Source organism: Cupriavidus sp. OTU4054, assembly GCF_038440175.1.
GTDB classification, from domain to species: Bacteria; Pseudomonadota; Gammaproteobacteria; order Burkholderiales; family Burkholderiaceae; genus Cupriavidus; species Cupriavidus pauculus_D.
In genome coordinates this window covers 118,721-136,405 of the sequence record NZ_JASATF010000021.1, presented here as the reverse complement: position 1 = coordinate 136,405, position 17,685 = coordinate 118,721, and the positions used below count along the sequence as shown (strand labels likewise).

General features: G+C 67.0%; 19 protein-coding genes and 1 pseudogene. 12 read left to right on the top strand and 8 right to left on the bottom strand.

The genetic code is table 11. The features are described 5' to 3' along the window. The first annotated feature begins 180 nt into the window (after positions 1-180). Positions 181-849, top strand: coding sequence for a carboxymuconolactone decarboxylase family protein (locus AAHB16_RS23090; RefSeq protein ID WP_150375635.1), 669 nt, complete (start codon positions 181-183; stop codon positions 847-849). Between the two features lie 7 nt (positions 850-856). On the opposite strand, the gene AAHB16_RS23085 is transcribed toward AAHB16_RS23090, so the two are convergent. After that, positions 857-2,224: a M20/M25/M40 family metallo-hydrolase gene (locus AAHB16_RS23085; RefSeq protein ID WP_150375637.1), complete on the bottom strand. Its 1,368-nt coding sequence runs from the start codon at positions 2,222-2,224 to the stop codon at positions 857-859. Positions 2,225-2,424: 200 nt separating this feature from the next. Here AAHB16_RS23085 and AAHB16_RS23080 point away from each other — a divergent pair. Then, positions 2,425-2,562: pseudogene (locus AAHB16_RS23080) on the top strand (hypothetical protein); the annotation flags it as partial. 41 nt (positions 2,563-2,603) lie between these two features. On the opposite strand, the gene AAHB16_RS23075 reads toward AAHB16_RS23080, so the two are convergent. Further along, on the bottom strand, positions 2,604-3,542 hold the full coding sequence (locus AAHB16_RS23075) for a LysR substrate-binding domain-containing protein (RefSeq protein ID WP_150375641.1): 939 nt from the start codon (positions 3,540-3,542) through the stop codon (positions 2,604-2,606). 160 nt (positions 3,543-3,702) lie between these two features. On the opposite strand from AAHB16_RS23075, the gene AAHB16_RS23070 reads away from it, so the two are divergent. The 8 genes from AAHB16_RS23070 to AAHB16_RS23035 all read left to right on the top strand — a co-directional run bounded on the left by AAHB16_RS23070 (position 3,703) and on the right by AAHB16_RS23035 (position 10,733). Then, the gene (locus AAHB16_RS23070; RefSeq protein WP_150375643.1) at positions 3,703-4,938 is read left to right on the top strand and encodes an MFS transporter; all 1,236 of its coding nucleotides are present in this window, start codon (positions 3,703-3,705) and stop codon (positions 4,936-4,938) included. A 135-nt stretch (positions 4,939-5,073) separates the two neighbouring features. Further along, the gene (locus AAHB16_RS23065; RefSeq protein WP_342052084.1) at positions 5,074-5,976 is read left to right on the top strand and encodes an SDR family NAD(P)-dependent oxidoreductase; all 903 of its coding nucleotides are present in this window, start codon (positions 5,074-5,076) and stop codon (positions 5,974-5,976) included. 30 nt (positions 5,977-6,006) lie between these two features. Then, positions 6,007-6,414 (top strand): Zn-ribbon domain-containing OB-fold protein, encoded by a 408-nt coding sequence (locus AAHB16_RS23060; protein WP_150375647.1) that lies wholly within the window; start codon positions 6,007-6,009, stop codon positions 6,412-6,414. Continuing rightward, entirely contained in the window at positions 6,411-7,580 is a 1,170-nt protein-coding gene (locus AAHB16_RS23055) for an acetyl-CoA acetyltransferase (RefSeq protein WP_342052083.1), read from the top strand. Before AAHB16_RS23060 ends, AAHB16_RS23055 begins: the two co-directional genes overlap by 4 nt. Before the next feature lie 26 nt (positions 7,581-7,606). Continuing rightward, positions 7,607-8,278: a 3-oxoacid CoA-transferase subunit A gene (locus AAHB16_RS23050; protein WP_150375651.1), complete on the top strand. Its 672-nt coding sequence runs from the start codon at positions 7,607-7,609 to the stop codon at positions 8,276-8,278. Then, positions 8,275-8,943 (top strand): 3-oxoacid CoA-transferase subunit B, encoded by a 669-nt coding sequence (locus tag AAHB16_RS23045; protein ID WP_150375653.1) that lies wholly within the window; start codon positions 8,275-8,277, stop codon positions 8,941-8,943. Before AAHB16_RS23050 ends, AAHB16_RS23045 begins: the two co-directional genes overlap by 4 nt. 43 nt (positions 8,944-8,986) lie before the next feature. After that, complete coding sequence (locus tag AAHB16_RS23040) at positions 8,987-9,949, top strand: tripartite tricarboxylate transporter substrate binding protein (RefSeq protein ID WP_342052082.1); 963 nt, start codon at positions 8,987-8,989, stop codon at positions 9,947-9,949. A gap of 49 nt (positions 9,950-9,998) precedes the next feature. Continuing rightward, the gene (locus tag AAHB16_RS23035) at positions 9,999-10,733 is read left to right on the top strand and encodes a GntR family transcriptional regulator (protein WP_150375657.1); all 735 of its coding nucleotides are present in this window, start codon (positions 9,999-10,001) and stop codon (positions 10,731-10,733) included. Between the two features lie 3 nt (positions 10,734-10,736). On the opposite strand, the gene AAHB16_RS23030 is transcribed toward AAHB16_RS23035, so the two are convergent. After that, entirely contained in the window at positions 10,737-11,063 is a 327-nt protein-coding gene (locus AAHB16_RS23030) for an NIPSNAP family protein (RefSeq protein ID WP_342052081.1), read from the bottom strand. Between the two features lie 122 nt (positions 11,064-11,185). On the opposite strand from AAHB16_RS23030, the gene AAHB16_RS23025 reads away from it, so the two are divergent. Continuing rightward, positions 11,186-11,902, top strand: coding sequence for an SDR family oxidoreductase (locus AAHB16_RS23025; protein WP_342052080.1), 717 nt, complete (start codon positions 11,186-11,188; stop codon positions 11,900-11,902). 9 nt (positions 11,903-11,911) lie between these two features. Here AAHB16_RS23025 and AAHB16_RS23020 read toward each other — a convergent pair whose 3' ends face one another. From AAHB16_RS23020 to AAHB16_RS23010, 3 genes are all read right to left on the bottom strand, one after another. Further along, entirely contained in the window at positions 11,912-12,997 is a 1,086-nt protein-coding gene (locus AAHB16_RS23020; RefSeq protein WP_342052079.1) for a phytoene/squalene synthase family protein, read from the bottom strand. 99 nt (positions 12,998-13,096) lie between these two features. Beyond that, positions 13,097-13,759 carry a DsbA family oxidoreductase gene (locus AAHB16_RS23015; protein ID WP_150375665.1) on the bottom strand — a complete coding sequence of 221 codons (663 nt, stop codon included), beginning with the start codon at positions 13,757-13,759 and terminating at the stop codon, positions 13,097-13,099. 81 nt (positions 13,760-13,840) lie between these two features. Next, complete coding sequence (locus AAHB16_RS23010; RefSeq protein ID WP_150375667.1) at positions 13,841-14,890, bottom strand: aldo/keto reductase; 1,050 nt, start codon at positions 14,888-14,890, stop codon at positions 13,841-13,843. A 193-nt stretch (positions 14,891-15,083) separates the two neighbouring features. On the opposite strand from AAHB16_RS23010, the gene AAHB16_RS23005 reads away from it, so the two are divergent. Then, positions 15,084-16,061 (top strand): AraC family transcriptional regulator, encoded by a 978-nt coding sequence (locus tag AAHB16_RS23005; protein ID WP_150375669.1) that lies wholly within the window; start codon positions 15,084-15,086, stop codon positions 16,059-16,061. A gap of 2 nt (positions 16,062-16,063) precedes the next feature. Here the strand turns inward: AAHB16_RS23005 and mdcH are convergent, their stop codons facing one another. Further along, complete coding sequence (mdcH, locus tag AAHB16_RS23000; RefSeq protein ID WP_150375671.1) at positions 16,064-16,987, bottom strand: malonate decarboxylase subunit epsilon; 924 nt, start codon at positions 16,985-16,987, stop codon at positions 16,064-16,066. Continuing rightward, on the bottom strand, positions 16,984-17,685 hold the full coding sequence (locus AAHB16_RS22995; RefSeq protein ID WP_342052078.1) for a malonate decarboxylase holo-ACP synthase: 702 nt from the start codon (positions 17,683-17,685) through the stop codon (positions 16,984-16,986). The genes mdcH and AAHB16_RS22995 overlap by 4 nt, the downstream gene beginning before the upstream one ends.

Sequence of the window (17,685 nt, the reverse complement as noted above, 5' to 3'; positions counted from 1 at the left end):
GCGGTGGGGGGGTGGGGGGGGGGCGGGGGTCGCCCGCCCCCCCCCCCCGTCGGCCACGATGCTCCCCGTTCAACGCGGGCTTTCCGCCTCGGCGTTGGTCGCATGCTGCAGGAAAATCATTGCGCCCGTCATCACCCGAGTGGATGATGCGGAAAAACCACGACGAGGACGACACCCCACATGACTTTCAAGCACGCCCTGAAGGTAACCCTGATCGCCGGCCTGACCGCAGCCACGCTCACGACGCTGGCTGGTAACGCCATGGCCGCGGACGACCGTATGCCGCCGATTCCGGCCGACAAGCTCTCCGATGCCCAGAAGAAATCGGTCGAACTGCTGTCGGAAGGCACCCCCGCCGGCGGTACCCCGCGCAATATCGGCGCGGGTCCGTGGGTGCCGCTGCTGCGCAGCCCCGAACTACTCAACCGGTTGCAGCGCATGGGATCCTACCTGCGTTACGAAAGCGCGCTCGATGCGCGCCTGAGCGAGTTCGTGATCCTGCTGACCGCGCGCGACTGGAGCAATCAGTACGAGTGGCTGGCCCACCAGAAGCTGGCGGTCAAGGCGGGCGTGTCGCCCGCGGTGACGCAGGCCATCGCGGAAGGACGCCGGCCGACGGGCATGACCGCGGACGAGGAGATGGTCTACGACTTCATCGACGAACTGCTGCGCAACCGCAGCGTGAGCGATCCCACCTACGCGCGCGTCAAGGATCGCTTCGGCGAACGCGGTGTGATCGATCTGATTGCGATCAACGGCTACTACAGCATGCTGGCGGCCGTGCTCAACGTGGCGCAGACCCCGTTGCCGGGCGGTGCGCCACAGCAGATCCCGACGTTACCGAGGTAGCCGGCAATCAGCGCGCGCGCCTGGGCAGCACGGGCTGCACCACGCCCTCGACGCCGACGAGGCCCAGCACGGTCGTCATCGCCAGCTGGGCACCTTCCCACGCATGGGTCGGATCGAACCACTCGTCGCGCGAGTGCGAACCGCCGGACTTGCCGCCGCTGCCCAGGATCACCGCGGGAATCCCGAGCGACATCGGCACGTTCGCGTCGGTACTGCCGCCACGCAGCGAAGGCTTCTCCTTGCCGTTGCCCTGAATCACGCGCACCGCGGACTGCACGATGACCGAATCCGTCGCGGTCTGGCCCGCCGGGCGATCGCCGATCAGCTTCTTCTCGAAGGTGATCTGGTTCTTCGCTTCGGGCGACCAGCGCTTGTTCTCCTCGTTCACGCCGGCTTCGATCGCCGCCATGATCTGCTTTTCCGTCTCCAGCAGCGCGGGCGTGCCGTTCGAACGGATATCGATCGCCATGCGCGCATCGCCGGCGATCGCGTTCACCGAGGTACCGCCACCCACGGTACCGACGGTGAACGTGGTCTTCGGGTCGGTCGGCGTGCGCACATCGCTGATCTTGCCGATGGCACGGCCCATCGCATGGATCGCGCTCGGCAGTCCGAACGCGCCGAAGCTATGCCCGCCCGGACCCCGGAACGTGATCTCGTAGCGATGGCTGCCCGTGCCCTGCGTCAGCACGCTGCCGCCGGTACCGGGCTCGAGGCCCACCATGCCGTCGATATCCGGATGGTCGCGGAACAGCGCCTTCATGCCACGCAGGTTGCCCAGTTCTTCTTCCCCCACATTGCCGACGAACACGATATCGCCGACCGTGCGTACCTTGTTGTCGTTGAGCACCTTGATCATCGACAGCAGCACGGCGAGCCCGCGCGTATCGTCGGCGATGCCCGGCGCATAGAGCTTGCCGTCGCGCTCCTTGACGGTCACGTCGGTGCCTTCGGGAAACACGGTGTCGAGGTGCGCGGACACGACGATGCGGGGACCGTTGCCGGTGCCCTTGCGCACGCCGATCGCATTGCCCTCGCTATCCATATGCGCATCGGACAGCCCCAGCGCCTTCAGCCGCGACAGAAAATATTCGGCGCGCTGCTTCTCCTTGAACGGCGGCGACGGGATCTGCGTCATCGTCTTCAGTTCGGCCAGCGTCCGCGCGTCGTCGGCCTGCATATCGGCCAGCACCTTCTTCACGAGCGGCGCGCTCTCCAGCTTCGTGTACGCGCCGTCCACCGCCGGCGACACGGGGCCGACGGGAAACGTCTGCGCACCGGCGCCGTGGCTCGCGAGCACGAGCATCGCGACGGGTGCGGCAACCATGGACGAACGGACCAGCTGCAAGGCATTGAAGCGATTTCGAATGGTCATTGGGGGCGCTATGTCATGTGTGTAAGACATTAGATTCTGCCAGCACATCCGCGCGAGGGCGACTACCTGTGTCGCTACGGCAACGCAGGCCTTGACGCGTGGCCGCCGCCGCATGCCGCGCCCGCATGGCTGCGCTACGCATCGCTCATGGCAGGCCCTTCGCGCAAGGCTCACACTGAAGACACGTACCGGAGCCCCCCATGGACACGAACCTTGCCATCCTTGTCGACCGCGCCTGCATCGCGCTGACGCTGCGGCCCGGCGACATCCTCCGCTGCCGTGAGGGCATGCTATGGCTGACCGCGGAGGCGCGCGGCTGCTTCGTGGATGACGTGGTGCTCGCGCCCGGCGACTGCTACCGGGTGACCGCGCGCGGCCGCTACTTCGTGAGCGCGCCCGGCGGCGAACCCGCGCTATGCGCGATCGACGCTTCGCTGCGAATCCAGTCGGCAACGCGCCGCACGTCCTCGCGCGGGTGGTCGCTCGCGTGGATCAGCCAGTAGGCATTGGGACTCGGCACCCGGTCGGCCAGGCCCGGCACGACCATCAGCTGACCGCCGTCGATCAGCGGCTGGATCAGCTGGAGCCGTCCCAGCGCGACGCCCTGCCCGGCCAGCGCCGCGTGGATGGTCTGGTCATAGAGATTGAACCGCAGGATGCCGCGCTTGCTCGCCTGCCGATAGCCGCGCTGGTTGAGCCAGCTGCGCCATTGCAGCCACGGTCGCGGGTCGTCGAAGTCGAGCAGCGGATAACGCGCGAGCGCGTCGACGCCCGTCCCCGCCTCCACACCCAGCGAAGGATGCGCGACGGGCGCGATCGTCTCACCGAACAGCCGCAGTGCGCCCGCGGGCGCGGCGGCCTCGCGGCAATACCGAATGGCGAGGTCGATACCGTCGGCACGCAGGTCGCTGATCTGGTTGCTCGCGGACAGCCGCACGTCGAGATGGGGATACCGGCGCTGCAGCGTATTGAGCCGGGGCAGCAGCCACAGCCCGGCGACGCCGATGCTCGCGGTGACCGTGACGGGCTGGTGCCCTTCTCCGCGCCGGATTTCGGCCGCCACGTCCTGCACCTGCTGCAGTGCGGCATCGGCCGTCCGGAACAGCCGCTCGCCCTCGGGCGTGAAAGCAACGCCGCGATGCTGCCGGACGAACAGCTGCACGCCGAGCTGGTCCTCGAGCGCGCGGATCTGCCGGCTCACGGCCGACTGCGTCAGGCACAGATCGTCCGCGGCCTGCGTCACGCTCATGCGCCGGCCCACGGCAACGAAGCCCTTGAGCAGATCGAGTGGAAACAGTCTCGCAAGCGCCACGGACATGCGGAATCCTCATGCGTAAAAGCAGAATGCCTCCATTAAAACATGGCCGTCCAGCTGCTGCCATGCGCATCAGGAATGGCAAACTCGGCGAAATATCGTTTGCAGACGGCGCGCGCATGGACTGAAATCAGGGCATCCCAATCCGCGCCGGAACAATTCGATGGAACACTCTCCACAACGCTGGTGGCAAACGACCTGGGGCCTCGTGCTCGCGGGCGGTCTGGTCATGGGCATCGCCCTCGGCGTGCGCCATGTTCAGGGCATGTTCCTCCTGCCCATCATCATGGACCGCGGCTGGACGCGCGAGAGCTTCGGCCTCGCGATGGCGGTGCAAAACCTCACATGGGGCCTCGCGCAGCCCCTCACGGGCATGCTTGCCGATCGCTTCGGCTCGTGGAAGGTCATGGCCGGCGGGCTGCTGCTGTACGGCATCGGGCTGATCGCGATGACGCATGCCACGACAGTCCAGTCGTTGATCTGGACCGGCGGCATCTGCATCGGCATCGCGCAATCGGGCACGACCTTCGGCGTGGTGTACGGCGCGCTGAGCCGCATGGTGCCGCCCGCACGGCGCAGCTGGGCGCTCGGCGTGGCGGGCGCCATTGGCGGTATCGGGCAGTTCCTGCTGGTGCCGGCCGCGCAGGCGATGCTGTCCGGCCTCGGATGGCGCGGCGCGCTGATGTGGCTCGGTATCTTCGCGCTGGCACTGCTGCCGATGGGGCTGCCGTTTCAGGACCGCAGGCCGGATGCGGCCGCGGAGAGCGACACCGCGGCGCAGCCGCGCCTGCTGCCCGCGCTGCGCGAGGCCTTTGGCCACTCGGGCTTCTGGCTGCTGAATCTCGGCTTTCTCGCCTGCGGCTTTCAACTGGCCTTTATTGCGAGCCACCTGCCCGCGTATCTCGTCGACAAGGGCATGCGCCCGGCCGACGGCATGGCGGCGCTTGCGATCATCGCGCTGTCGAACGTCGCCGGTATCTATGCGTTCGGCCTGCTTGGCGCGCGCTATACGCGCAAATACCTGCTCTCCGCCATCTACCTGCTGCGCACGGCCGCGATGGCGCTGTTCGTGCTGTTGCCGGTCACGTCCGCGAGCCTCTATCTGTTCGCCGCCGCGATGGGCTTCATGTGGCTAGGCACCGTACCGCTGACCAACGGCATCGTGTCGCAGATCTTCGGTGTGCGCTATCTGGCGACGCTGTTCGGCTTCGTGTTCTTCGGGCATCAGCTCGGCTCGTTCCTTGGCGTCTGGCTCGGGGGCGCCGTATTCGAGGCCACACATTCCTACGACCTCGTGTGGCTCTGCGCGATGGCGCTCGGGGTCGTCGCCGCCGCGCTGCACTGGCCCATCGACGATCGCGAGATCGTGCGCACGGTGCCGGCGTTCGCCATGCGCTGAACCGCCTCCCGCCGCGCGCGGCGCCAGCATCACACCACAGCCGCCCGCCGTCGCATCGCGGTTGCCTTGACTTCCATATGTCCATGCCACAGAATATGTTCGAACATAAAAAGATTCGAACCGAGCGAGGCAGACATGGAAGGCAAGGTAGTGGTGGTGACGGGCGCCTGCGGCGGCATCGGCCGCGGGATCGCATTGGCGCTGGCATCGGCGGGCGCGAAAGTCGTCGTCAATGACGTCGGGGTGTCCCTGACGGGACAAGGCGGCGACGGCAAGGTCACCGACCGTCTGGTCGAGGAGATCCGCGCGGCCGGCGGCACCGCCGTCGCCAACACGGACAGCGTGACCACATGGCAGGGCGCCGCCAGCATCGTGGCTAGCGCGCTCGACCATTTCGGCCGCATCGACGGCGTCATCAACAACGCCGGCAATCTGCGCGACCGCTTCTTCCACAACATGAACGAGGAAGAATGGCGCGCCGTCATCGACGTGCATCTGCACGGCACCTTCTTCGTCAGCCGCGCCGCGGCACCGCACTTCAAGGCCCAGAACGGCGGCGCCTACGTGCATATGACGTCCACCTCCGGTCTGATCGGCAACTTCGGGCAGGCGAACTATTCCGCCGCCAAGCTCGGGATTGCCGCGCTGTCGAAGTCGATCGCGCTGGACATGCAGAAGTTCAACGTGCGCTCGAACTGCATCGCGCCGTTCGCGTGGAGCCGCATGACGGACTCGATTCCGGCCAACACGCCCGAGGAAGCCGCGCGCGTGGAAAAGCTCAAAAAAATGGAGGCGCACAAGATCGCGCCGATGGCCGTGTACCTCGCCAGCGATGCGGCCCGTGCCGTCACCGGACAGATCTTCGGCGTGCGCGCGAACGAGATCCTGCTGTTCAGCCAGCCCCGGCCCGTGCGGTCCGTGCATTGCAGCGACGGCTGGACGCCCGAGCGCATCGCGGAGGTCGCCATCCCCGCCATGCAGACCAGCTTCCATGACCTCGAGCGTTCGCCCGACGTCGTGTGCTGGGACCCGATCTGATCCATAAGAAAAGACGCAGCGAGACATACCATGCCCAAACCCACCGCTCAGGACGGCACGCAGCCCGTCGGTCCTGAACAAACCTATTTCCGCTATCTGCAGGCCGGCGAATGGCGCGTGCCGAAGTGCCGTGGCTGCGGCACGTTCGTGTTCTTTCCGCGCGTGAACTGCCTGGCCTGCGGTGCCGACACCTTCGACTGGGTCGCGCCTGCCGGCGGCGGCACCATCTACTCGACCACGGTCATGCGCCGCCCCGCCGAAGCCGGTGGCGATCGCAACCTGTGCCTCGTCGATCTCGACGAAGGCTTCCGCATGATGAGCCGCGTCGATGGCGTCGATGCGACGGTCCCGAAGATCGGTGACCGTGTCCGCGCGACGGTGCGCAAGGACGGCGACACTCACCTCGTGGTGTTCGAACGCGCGGAGGCGGCGGCATGAGCGACAGCAATCTGCGCGGGGCCACCGCGATCGTCGGGGTGGGACAAGCCGGCATGGGCACGGCCCATGGCTTCACCGAAATAGAGATCCTCGCCCAGGCCGCCGCGCGCGCGGTGGCCGACGCCGGCATGACCATGGCCGATATCGACGGCCTGTGCACGTGCAGCGCCTCGGCGACGATGTGGGGCATGCCCGTGGCCGAGTATCTCGGCATTCGCCCGACGTTCCTCGACAGCACGATGCTAGGCGGCTCCAGCTTCGTGGCCCATCTGCTGCCCGCGATGCACGCGCTTGCCTCGGGCGAATGCAATGCGGTCCTGGTCTGCTACGGCAGTACCCAGCGTACGGGCGCCGTCGATCGCGCTGCCGTGACGAAGATGCGCCAGGTGCTCGATCCCCAGCCCTATGAAACCCCTTACCAGCCCATGCAGCCGATCAGCGCCTACGCGCTGGCCGCCGCGCGCCATATGGCGCAGTACGGCACCACACGCGAACAGCTCGCCGAAGTCGCCGTGGCGGCGCGTGCGTGGGCGCGCCTCAATCCGGAGGCGTTCTCGCGCGATCCGCTGACCATCGACGACGTGCTGTCGTCGCGCATGATCTGCGACCCGCTGACCATTCGCGACTGCTGCCTCCTGACCGACGGCGCCGGCGCATTCGTCCTCGTGCGCGCCGATCGCGCCAGGGACACGCCCCACGCGCCGGCGTACGTGCTCGGCAATGCGTCGGCCATCTGGCACCGCCAGATCTCCTCGATGCATGACCTGACCGTGACCGCCGCGCAGGAATCGGGCGCGCGCGCCTATCGCATGGCCGGCGTCGGCAAGAACGATATCGATCTGCTATGCCTCTACGATGCATTCACGATCAATACCATTCTCTTCCTCGAAGATCTCGGATTCTGCCCCAAGGGCGAAGGCGGCAACTTCGTGAGCGGCGGCAATATCGCGCCCGGCGGCTCGCTGCCCGTCAACACGAACGGGGGCGGCCTCTCGTTCGGGCATCCGGGCATGTATGGCGTGTTCCTGATCATCGAGGCCGTGCGGCAACTGCGCGGTGAAGCGGGCGAACGCCAGCAACGCGCGGAGATCGCGCTCGTGCATGGCAACGGCGCGACGCTCTCGAGCCAGTCCACGGCGATTCTCGGCACCGCGGCCGCGCTGTAGCCGCAACGCTTCATACAGGACACGACATGATCAACAAGATTGCACCCACGCTGCGCGACGCGGTGGCGGGCATCCACGACGGCGCCACCATCATGGTGACGGGCTTCGGCGATGCCGGGCTGCCCGTCGAACTGCTCCATGCGCTCATCGAGCAGGGGGCGCGCGACCTTACCGTCATCAGCAACAACGCCGGCACCGGCACCACGGGCCTAGCCGCGCTGCTGGCGGCCGGACGCGTGCGCAAGATGATCTGCACCTATCCCAAGTCCTCGGGCGGCGACGTGTTCCGCGCGTTGTACAAGGAGAAGAAGATCGCGCTCGAACTCGTACCGCAGGGCACGCTGATCGAACGCATGCGCGCGGCCGGCGCCGGCCTTGGCCCGTTCTATACGCCGACCGGCTACGGCACGCCCATCGCCGAGGGCAAGCCGCAGACCGTGTACGACGGACGCGGCTACGTCCTCGAGGAGCCGCTGCACGCGGACTTCGCGCTCGTGAAGGGACACCACGCCGACCGCTGGGGCAACCTCACGTACCGCCTTGCGGCGAGGGGCTTCGGCCCCGTGATGTGCACGGCCGCCAAATGCGCGATCGTGCAGGTCGATGAGATCGTCCCGCTCGGCACGCTGCCGCCCGAGCAGATCGTGACGCCGGGAATTTTCGTGAGCAGGGTCGTGCGGAAGGACAGCCAGCAATGAACACCATCAAGAAACTGAGCCGCGACGCGGTCGCGCAACGCGTGGCCGACGATATCGCGCCGGGCAGCTACGTGAACATCGGCCTCGGCATGCCGACGCTGGTCGCGAAGTACCTCGACCCGAAGAAGGAGATCGTGCTCCACAGCGAGAACGGCATCCTCGGCATCGGCGACCTGACGCCCGGCGACGAAGGCGACGAAGACCTGATCAACGCCAGCAAGGCACGCGTGCAGCTGATTCTCGGATCGTCGATCTGCGACCAGTCGCTGTCGTTCGCGATGATGCGCGGCGGCCATCTCGACGCCACGATCCTCGGCGCGTTTCAGGTGTCCAGCGACGGCGACATCGCAAGCTGGGCGACCGACGACACCGAAGGCGTGCCGGGTATCGGCGGCGCGATGGACCTCGTGGCCGGCGCGCGCAAGGTCATCGTGGTGATGGAACACACCACGCGCGAGGGCAAGCCCCGGCTGCTCGAGCGCTGCACGTTCCCGCTCACCGGCAAGGGCGCGGTCGACGTCGTCTACACCGATCTCGCGGTCATCGCGGTGGATCCGGAAAAGGGCTTCGTCGTGCAGGCGATGGTGGAAGGCATGACGCCGCAGGCGTTGCAGGCCGTGACCGAGGCACAGCTTACGTTCGCGGAACCGATGATCAGACTTTGACCTGGAAAAGCAGATAGTTGGCCAGACAGATGGAGCGAGACAAATGAACAACAAGATCAGACAATTTATCGGCGGCGTGCTGTTCTCTGCCGCCACGGCCGCGAGCGCGGCCGCCTTCCCCGATCGGCCGATCGAGCTCGTGATTCCGTATCCGCCCGGCGGCACCGCGGATGTGGTCGCGCGGCCGCTGTCGGCCGGATTGCAGAAGGCGCTCGGCGTGCCGGTGGTCGTGCAGTACAAGGCCGGTGCAAGCGGCTCGATCGCGACGCAGTATGTCGCGCGCGCCAACCCCGACGGCTACACGCTGGTCATGGTGCTGGCTGCGCATGCGATCAACCCGAGCCTGTATCCCAATCTGCCGTACGACTCGGTCAAGGACTTCGCGCCCGTCTCGATGGTCGCCAAGCTCCCGCTCGTGCTGTACACCAATCCCAAATTCGGGCCGAAGACCGTGCAGGAGTTCCTGAGCTACGCAAAGGCGCATCCGGGCCAGGTATCGGTGGGCTCCGCCGGTAACGGCAACACGAGTCACCTTGCGCTGGAGTTGTTCTCGACGATGGCCGGCGTGAAGCTGCTGCACGTGCCCTACAAGGGCGGCGGCCCGTCGATCGCCGCCGCGATGGGCGGCGAGGTGAACGCGGTGTTCGCCGGCCCCGACAGCCTGAACCAGGCACAGGCCGGCAGGCTGCGCGTGATCGGCGTGACCAGCACACAGCGGCTGTCGCTGACGCCCGACACCCCGACCATCCAGGAGGCCGGCCTCAAGGGCTATGAGGTGGAAGGCTGGTATGGCCTGCTGGCGCCCGCGGGCACACCGGCACCGGTCATCAACACGCTCAACAAGGCCGTGGCGCAGGTGCTGGCCGACCCGCAGTTCCGCAGGACCGTGGGCGATCTCGGCTATGTGCCGACCGGTTCCACGCCGAGCGGATTCATGGACTACGTCAAACAGGAAATGACGCGGTGGTCGAAGGTGGTGAAGGACGCGAACATCAAGCTTGAATGACGCGGCCACGGTTATATAATCCGCAGGCCATTCACCCAGTGACGACGTCATGAAGCCGCGTTACCTCGAGCTGACGGGGCAGTTGCTGGAAGAAATCGCTTCCGGTGCGTACCCCGTCGGCACCAGCCTTCCTGGCGAACTCGACCTCGCAGACAAGTACGGGGTCAGCCGCGGCACGATCCGCGCCGCGCTGGATCAGATACAGACACTTGGCCTGATCTCGCGCCGCAAGCGCGTGGGCACGCGCGTCGAATCGCTGACGCCGCGCCCGCCCGAATACGCGCCCAGCATCTCGACCATCGACGAGCTGATGCAGTACAGCGCGAACACGGAACGCGCGATCCACAGCGTGCGGCATCTGGTCGTCGATATCGACATGGCGCAATACCTCGGCTGCGAACCCGGCACGCGCTGGATGGAGATTCAGGCGGGCCGGGTCGATCCCGCGCGCCCCGACCGCGCGGTGACGTGGTACTACGTGTACGTGCGCAGCGTGGATGGCGAAAAGATTCGCCGCAAGCTCCGGCAAACCGACCAGTTGATCTGCGACCTCGTGTGCGAGGTCAACAACGGGTATGTGCAGGAGATTCGCCAGACCGTTCGCGCGGTCGGCATTCCGGAAGCACTCGCCGGACGCCTCGCCGCGGAACCCGGCGCGCACGCCTTGCAGTTCGTGCGGCAGTACTACGACCAGGCGGGCACGCTGATCGAGGTTTCGGTGAGCCTGCAGCCGGCGGACCGGTTCGCGTACACGACGGTCCTCCACCGCCGGCCGCAGGGATAGCCCTCAGCGCAGCGCCGAGAACGCGGTTGGCGTCAGGAAGTGGTTCTCGATGCGTTCGACGATGGGCCGTTCCGCTTCGGTCGCCGCGCGCGCGGCGATCCATTCCTTGTCGGCCTGGAACGCATTCCACTTTTCCTCGCGCTCGGCAAGACTTTCCCACTGGAGCATGTACGTCAGCGCGTGATTGCTCGGGCCCGCCAGCGTGGTCCAGAAACCGATCTGCCTGATCCCGTACTTCTCGAAAAAGCCCAGCGTGGTGGTGTTGAAACGGTCCAGCAGCGCCGGCAGGCGCGTCGGGGCACAGTGGTAGATGCGCATCTCCACGATCATGTGTTTTCTCCGTTATCGCGTTGTTGTCTTGTTCAGGGTCTGACACCGGTCTCGTCAGCGAGATCGGCGCCAAGATGGCATTATCGCGATTACCGCAGAAAAATCGACGGGAGATTTGCCACATGAGCGATACCACCGTGCTGATTACTGGCGCCTCCAAGGGGATCGGGCTCGCGATCGCACGCCAGCTCGCCGCGCAGGGACACCAGGTCGTCGGGCTCGCGCGCCACGTGGAAGGCGTGACGTTCCCCGGGAAGCTGCTGGCCTGCGACCTCGCGGACGTGACGCGGACGCAGGACGTACTGGCCTGTCTGTCCGATACCTACGAAGTGGACCGCATCGTCAACAATGTCGGCATCGCCAATCCGCAGCCGCTTGGCGCCATCGACTTCGGCACGCTGCAGCAGGTGCTGGACCTCAACGTGCGAGCGGCCATCCAGGTCACCCAGTTCTTCGTGGAGTCGCTCAAGCAGCGGCGTGCCGGGCGCATCGTCAATGTCGTGAGCCGGGCGATCCACGGCGGCTATGACCGCACCGCCTATTCGGCCGCCAAGAGTGCACTGGTTGGGTGCACCCGCACGTGGGCGCTCGAACTCGCGAGCCATGGCATCACGTCGAATGCCGTGGCGCCGGGCCCGATCGAGACCGAACTGTTCCGCAAGTCGCGCCCCGTGGGCAGCGAGGGTGAGCGCAAGATCCTGGCGTCCATTCCGATGGGCCGGCTCGGTACGCCCGATGAAGTCGCCGCGGCGGTGGGCTTTCTGCTTTCGGATGCGGCCGGCTTCATCACCGGGCAAGTGCTTGGCGTGGATGGCGGCGGCAGCATTGGCGGCCGCTGATCGCCCCATTCAATGACGCAGGCTCGCCTCGATGTCGGCGAACAGCCGCTCCGCCCAGTTGCGGATCCGGCCATCCCAGCTGACGGTCGTCAGTGAATACGCAAGGATGCGATACACGTCGTTGCGCTGGATCTTCGACGCCTGGCGCGGATCGAGCCACGCCGGGTTACGGGCCAGCAATACGAGCGTTTCCAGTCCGATAAAGATCGGCCACAGGCTGGCCAGCCGCAGACGCAGGGCGCCGCGCGGAATCGCGAGCGTATAGGCCAGCGCCTCGCGGTAATGGTCGAGTGTCTTCCGCAGCAGCGCGTCGAGCACCGGGCGCGCGCGCCGGGAGGCATCGGGGCCGAGCAGATCCTGCGGTGTCAGACCGAGCGGCGACAACAGTTCCAGTGGCAGATAGCAACGCCCGATACGCAGATCCTTGCCGCAGTCGCGCAACACGTTGGTCATCTGCAGTGCCTTGCCGAAGCGCACACCCCGCGCGAGCATCACTTCGGGCAGCTCGCGCAGCGTCCCCGGCAGATGGGCATAGGTCATCGTGGTCCAGAACTCGCCGACGCAGCCCGCCACGAGGTAGGTGTAGCGATCGAGCGCCTCGGCCTCGCGCAGTGCCACGATCTCGCCCGCGTTCTCGTCGGGGAACGTGCGCAGGTCGAATTCCATCCCGCTCGTCAGCGTCGTGAGGATTTCCCGCACCGCCTGCCGATCCGGGCTTCCGAGTTGCTGCAAGACGTCGAGTGCCGGCCCGAGCGACTCGAGCAGCGTGCGCTCGTCGGACTGGATCTGCTGGGTACCGACTTCCGCCGCCAGCTGTTGCAGCAGCCGGTCGCGGCGCGTGCCCGTCCCTTCCTGCACGCCGTCCGCCGGCGGCACACCCAGAATCTCGTCCCGAAACGCCATCAGCAGCGCGAGCCGCCGCGTGGGCGAGACCAGCGAGGTGTCGGCGATGGTATCCGCCGCGCGCGCCAGCAGATAGGCCAGCCCGATGGGGTCGCGCATGCCTGCCGGGAGGATGCGCATGGTCAGGTAGAAGGAGCGCGAAACGCCCTTGAGCAGGGGACCGAGCAGGAACGCCCGGGTGTTGTCGGACATGGAAACCGCGTGGGTTGGGGAATGTGATCCGCGATTGTATATGGCAACCGCGCCCCCACCCGAAACCGACCGGGCCGGGGCGCCCACGCGGCCGTGCGATCAGTCCGGTGTGCCCGACTTCGCGACAATCTCGCGAATGGCCTGCTCGAACGCCTCGGGCGGCTGGCCGCCGGTGACCAGATACCGATCGTTGAAGATGATCGACGGCACCGACTGGATGCCCATGCGCTGGTAGTTGGCTTCTTCCTCGCGCACGTCGTCCGCATAGGCGTCCGTATCGAGCACCGTGCGGGCCTGCGCGCGGTCGAGGCCGGCCGCTTCGACGGCATCGAGGAGCACGTCGTGGCTCGACGTGTCCCGGTTGTCGCCGAAGTAGCTGCGCAGCAGCGCCATCTTGAGCGCGAGCTGCGCGCCCGCCGGGCCATCTTCACGCGCCCACTGCAGCAGCCGGTGTGCGTCGAACGTGTTGTAGATATGCGTGCGCGCGCCGAACGTGAAGCCGACGCTCGCGCCGCGCTCGCGGATCATCGCCTGTGCCTCGAGCACCTGCGCCTCGGTGCGGCCATACTTGCGGCCGATATGCTCGACGATCGGCTCGCCCTCCGGAGGCATCTGCGGATTCAGCTCGAACGGGTGGAGCACGATCTCCGCGGACACTTCGTCGCCCAGGCGCTCGAGCGCGCGCTGCAGCGACGACAGGCCGACCGCGCACCATGGGCACGCCACATCGGAGACGACGTCGATCTTCAGGGATTGGGTCATGATGCGTAACCTGTAAAACTACAAGTTGACCATCTTAGCCATTTTCGGAAAACCCTGCCGACCGACGGTCTTTCCCCTTTGTCAGCGCGCCTCGAAGGCCGCCAGCTGCTGCAGGCGGCGCTCGCCCTGGTACTTCAGCATCCAGCCCGGGTACTCGGGCGGCAGCGCGCTGACCTTGTCCAGCATCTCGAGCTCTTCCGCGTTCAGGCGCACACGCGTGGCCGCGATGTTGTCCTCGAGCTGGTCCATGCGCCGCGCGCCGATGATCACCGACGTGACGACCTTCTGGTGCAGCAGCCATGCCAGCGCGATCTGCGCGACGGATACCCGGCGGGTGTCCGCGATCGCGCGCATCGTGTCGATCGCGTTGTATGCGCGATCGACGTTGACGGGCGGAAAGTCGAACGTCGTGCGGCGGCTGCCAGTCTGCGCGTCGCGGTCGCGCCCGTATTTGCCGCTGAGCAGCCCGCCGGCGAGCGGGCTCCAGACCATCAGGCCCATGCCCTCGCACTGGAGCATCGGCGCGATCTCCCGTTCGAGATCCCGGCCGGCGATCGTGTAGTACGCCTGCAGCGATGCAAAGCGCGGCAGGTCGCGGTGCGCCGAGATACCAAGCGCTTTCATGATCTGCCATGCGGTCCAGTTGGACACGCCGACGTACCGGACGTGGCCCTGGCGCACGAGCAGGTCCAGCGCATGCAGCGTTTCCTCGATCGGCGTGGCCGGGTCGAATCCGTGCAGCTGGTACAGATCGATATGGTCGAGCTGCAACCGCTTGAGGCTTGCCTTGGCCGCGTCCAACAGATGGTGCCGGGACAGGCCGCGTGAGTTGATGCCGCGGGTGCCGGACTCGCCGAAGCCCTTCGTGGCGACGATCACGTTCTCGCGCGGCACATTGAGGTTACGCAGCGCCTGGCCGAGGATGACCTCCGAATTGCCGTCGGAGTAGACATTGGCCGTGTCGATGAAGTTGATGCCCGCTTCGATGGCACCCGCCACGATGCGGTCCGCTTCCGCCTGCTGCACGGTACCGATCTGGCTCCACACGGCGCCATCGCCACCGAAGGTCATCGTGCCGAGGCAGAGTTCCGAGACGAACAGGCCCGTATTGCCGAGAGTGTTGTAACGCATGGTTCCGACTCCTTTCCTGCGAAGTTGCAGGGCGAATTATGCGAACGCCAACCTCCTTCTGAGGTGCCGGATCCTATTGTCTTTTTGCACGATCCTCCAGACCTGCTACTGGAGGATTGGGCAGGATTGCATTCCGGTATAAGCTGCAAGCAGTCGCTTCCGATGCGTATCCTCTCGCCCCTTTGCGCCCACCATGCCCGCTATTGCCCAATTGTTGCCCCGTCCTCCCGCAGACGCGCCGCATTCGCCCGCACCGGCTGGCGCGCCCTGCATGGAGGATCTGGCACGCGCCGAACTCGTGACGCTGCTCACGCGGCTTACGGGCGACCTCGAGGGGTCCACGGACACCGCGGTGCCGGGACTGTCGATCCACCGCGTCTGTCATCCGGGAACACCCAAGCACGTGCTCCAGCAATCGGCGTTCGCGGTCATCGCGCAGGGGTCCAAGCGCCTGCTGATCGGCGACGAGGTCTACGAATACGATCCGATGCATTACCTCGTGTCGTCGGTCGATCTGCCCGTGCTGTCGAAGGTGTCGACGTTCAGCCCCACGCAGCCTTACCTCGGCATGCGGCTGACGATCGATCCCGAGGAGATCGGCACGCTGATCGGCGACGAGCATCTGCCGCCGCCCACACCGGCACACGCGCCGCGCGGCATGTACGTGCAGCGGCTCGATGCCACGCTGCTCGACGTCGTGCTGCGACTGCTCAGGCTGCTGGAAACCCCGCGCGATATCCCGATCCTCGCGCCGCTCGTGCGGCGGGAGCTGCTGTATCGGCTACTGATGAACGGTCAGGGCACGTTGCTGCGGCAGAGCGCGCTCAAGGACAGCCAGATGCATCGGGTGGCGCGCGCGATCCGGCTGCTGCGCGAGCGCTATGCGCAGCCGCTGCGTGTGGAGACGCTGGCGCGCGACCTGCATATGAGCGCGTCGTCGCTGCATTTCCACTTCAAGGAGGTGACGGCGATGTCGCCGCTGCAGTACCAGAAGCACCTGCGCCTGCAGGAGGCGCGGCGCATGATGCTGGCCGGCGACGTCACGGTGGCAATGGCCGCGCATACGGTCGGGTACGAGAGCACGTCGCAGTTCAGCCGCGAGTACAGCCGGCTGTTCGGCGCGCCGCCGTTGCGGGACAAGAAACGCTGGATCGAAGAGGGTATGGCCTAGCGCTACGCCTCGCGGTAGCGCGCCGCGAGCACGAGCACGCTGTCCACGCGCGTGTCGGCGCAGGCCACCGCCACCTCGAACTCCGGTGCGGCAAGCCGGGTCAGGACATTGCCCGGTGGCATCTCCACCGCGAGCCGCATGCCCGTCTCGCGGGCAAGCTGCATCGTGTCGTGCCAGCGCACGGGTAACGCCATATTGCCGGCCAGGTCCTCGACGATGCGCGCCGGATCGCGCAACTGCCGCGCGGCGCTCGCGCTGAAATACCGCATCTTCGGCCGCCCGGGTGTGACATCCGCGAAAGCGCGCGCCAGCGCCTTCGCCTGCGGCGCAAGCAGCGCGCAATGCGAGGGCACGGCAATCGCCACGGGCTTGGCCGCATGCGCGCCCGCCTCCATGGCCAGCGCGGACACCCGCGCCATGGCCGCGGCCTCCCCCGCGATCACGAATTGCGCGGGCGCGTTGAGGTTGGCCAGATAGACAGGGCTTTCCGCCCCATGGACCGACGCAATGATCCGCTCGAGCGCGGCCTGGTCGAGCCCCAGGATCGCCGTCATGCCGTAGCCCTGCGGGTACGCATCCTCCATGAGCTTGCCGCGCAATGCCACCAGCCGCACCGCATCGCCGTAGTCGAGCACGCCCGCAATCACGGCGGCCGGAAACGCGCCGATCGAAAGTCCCGCGACGGCGTCGGCCTCCGCGCCGGCGTCCAACAGTACGCGTGCCGTCGCCACCCCCGCGGCGAGCAGGCACAGCTGTACCGAAACGGTCGACGCCAGCGCGTCGGCGGTATCGAGTGCGCGGATATCGCGGCCGAGCACCTCGCTGGCCGCCTCGAGCGTGCGCGCGACGATCGGGTGATCGGGCAGCGTGTGCAGCATGCCCGCGCGCTGGGCGCCCTGCCCCGGAAACGTCAGCAGCGTGCTCATGAGGCGCCGGATATCGATGACGGGTGCGGCGCGTGCGAAGGATCCCACGGATCGTTGCAGAGCACCGGACCGCGATCGGTCTTGAGCAGCACGCGCCCGCCCGTGCGCAGGCGTTCCGCGAGCGCGAACCCGCCGTACGGCGTGGCAATCTGGATATCGAGCCTGACGCCATGCGCCGACTGGGCGAGCGCGGCAAGCTCGCTCATCCACTGCATGTCGTCGTGCGTCAGCGGTGCGGACGCGGTGATCAGCAGGTCGATATCGCTGCCGGCATGCAGCACGTCGATGCCCGAGGCGAGGCTGAAGCCCACGGCACCCGTCAGGCCCCAGTGCCAGTGACCCGCGGCAGCACGGGTATCGAGGCGCCGCGAGATCCCGGCCAGTGCCTGCAACGCGGAGATTTTCTCGTGGCGCGGATGGTCGCGCCAACCTGCCTGCCGCGCGACCTCGCCCGGCGTGACCACGCGCGCGCATTGTTCGCTGCGCAGCCACCCAGCGTGCCGCTGCGCGCGCGTGATGCCGCGCAGCCCGACCGGAATGCGCCCCGCATCGTCCCGGTCGCGCCGCACGACCACCGGCGCGCGCGCGAGCCACGCGGCATCGGCCCACGTGGGCAGCGCGGCACCCAGCGCGCATTCCACCACGAACGCGTGCGGATCGCCCAGCCAGATGAGGTCATGCGGCCGCGGCGCGTCCAT

What these genes read in the sequence shown, in the direction of transcription:
- AAHB16_RS23090 (WP_150375635.1), top strand. Translation starts at nt 181, where the DNA reads ATGACTTTCAAGCACGCCCTGAAGGTAACCCTGATCGCCGGCCTGACC.
- AAHB16_RS23085 (WP_150375637.1), bottom strand. Translation starts at nt 2,224, where the DNA reads ATGACCATTCGAAATCGCTTCAATGCCTTGCAGCTGGTCCGTTCGTCC.
- AAHB16_RS23075 (WP_150375641.1), bottom strand. Translation starts at nt 3,542, where the DNA reads ATGTCCGTGGCGCTTGCGAGACTGTTTCCACTCGATCTGCTCAAGGGC.
- AAHB16_RS23070 (WP_150375643.1), top strand. Translation starts at nt 3,703, where the DNA reads ATGGAACACTCTCCACAACGCTGGTGGCAAACGACCTGGGGCCTCGTG.
- AAHB16_RS23065 (WP_342052084.1), top strand. Translation starts at nt 5,074, where the DNA reads ATGGAAGGCAAGGTAGTGGTGGTGACGGGCGCCTGCGGCGGCATCGGC.
- AAHB16_RS23060 (WP_150375647.1), top strand. Translation starts at nt 6,007, where the DNA reads ATGCCCAAACCCACCGCTCAGGACGGCACGCAGCCCGTCGGTCCTGAA.
- AAHB16_RS23055 (WP_342052083.1), top strand. Translation starts at nt 6,411, where the DNA reads ATGAGCGACAGCAATCTGCGCGGGGCCACCGCGATCGTCGGGGTGGGA.
- AAHB16_RS23050 (WP_150375651.1), top strand. Translation starts at nt 7,607, where the DNA reads ATGATCAACAAGATTGCACCCACGCTGCGCGACGCGGTGGCGGGCATC.
- AAHB16_RS23045 (WP_150375653.1), top strand. Translation starts at nt 8,275, where the DNA reads ATGAACACCATCAAGAAACTGAGCCGCGACGCGGTCGCGCAACGCGTG.
- AAHB16_RS23040 (WP_342052082.1), top strand. Translation starts at nt 8,987, where the DNA reads ATGAACAACAAGATCAGACAATTTATCGGCGGCGTGCTGTTCTCTGCC.
- AAHB16_RS23035 (WP_150375657.1), top strand. Translation starts at nt 9,999, where the DNA reads ATGAAGCCGCGTTACCTCGAGCTGACGGGGCAGTTGCTGGAAGAAATC.
- AAHB16_RS23030 (WP_342052081.1), bottom strand. Translation starts at nt 11,063, where the DNA reads ATGATCGTGGAGATGCGCATCTACCACTGTGCCCCGACGCGCCTGCCG.
- AAHB16_RS23025 (WP_342052080.1), top strand. Translation starts at nt 11,186, where the DNA reads ATGAGCGATACCACCGTGCTGATTACTGGCGCCTCCAAGGGGATCGGG.
- AAHB16_RS23020 (WP_342052079.1), bottom strand. Translation starts at nt 12,997, where the DNA reads ATGTCCGACAACACCCGGGCGTTCCTGCTCGGTCCCCTGCTCAAGGGC.
- AAHB16_RS23015 (WP_150375665.1), bottom strand. Translation starts at nt 13,759, where the DNA reads ATGACCCAATCCCTGAAGATCGACGTCGTCTCCGATGTGGCGTGCCCA.
- AAHB16_RS23010 (WP_150375667.1), bottom strand. Translation starts at nt 14,890, where the DNA reads ATGCGTTACAACACTCTCGGCAATACGGGCCTGTTCGTCTCGGAACTC.
- AAHB16_RS23005 (WP_150375669.1), top strand. Translation starts at nt 15,084, where the DNA reads ATGCCCGCTATTGCCCAATTGTTGCCCCGTCCTCCCGCAGACGCGCCG.
- mdcH (WP_150375671.1), bottom strand. Translation starts at nt 16,987, where the DNA reads ATGAGCACGCTGCTGACGTTTCCGGGGCAGGGCGCCCAGCGCGCGGGC.
- AAHB16_RS22995 (WP_342052078.1), bottom strand. Translation starts at nt 17,685, where the DNA reads ATGGACGCGCCGCGGCCGCATGACCTCATCTGGCTGGGCGATCCGCAC.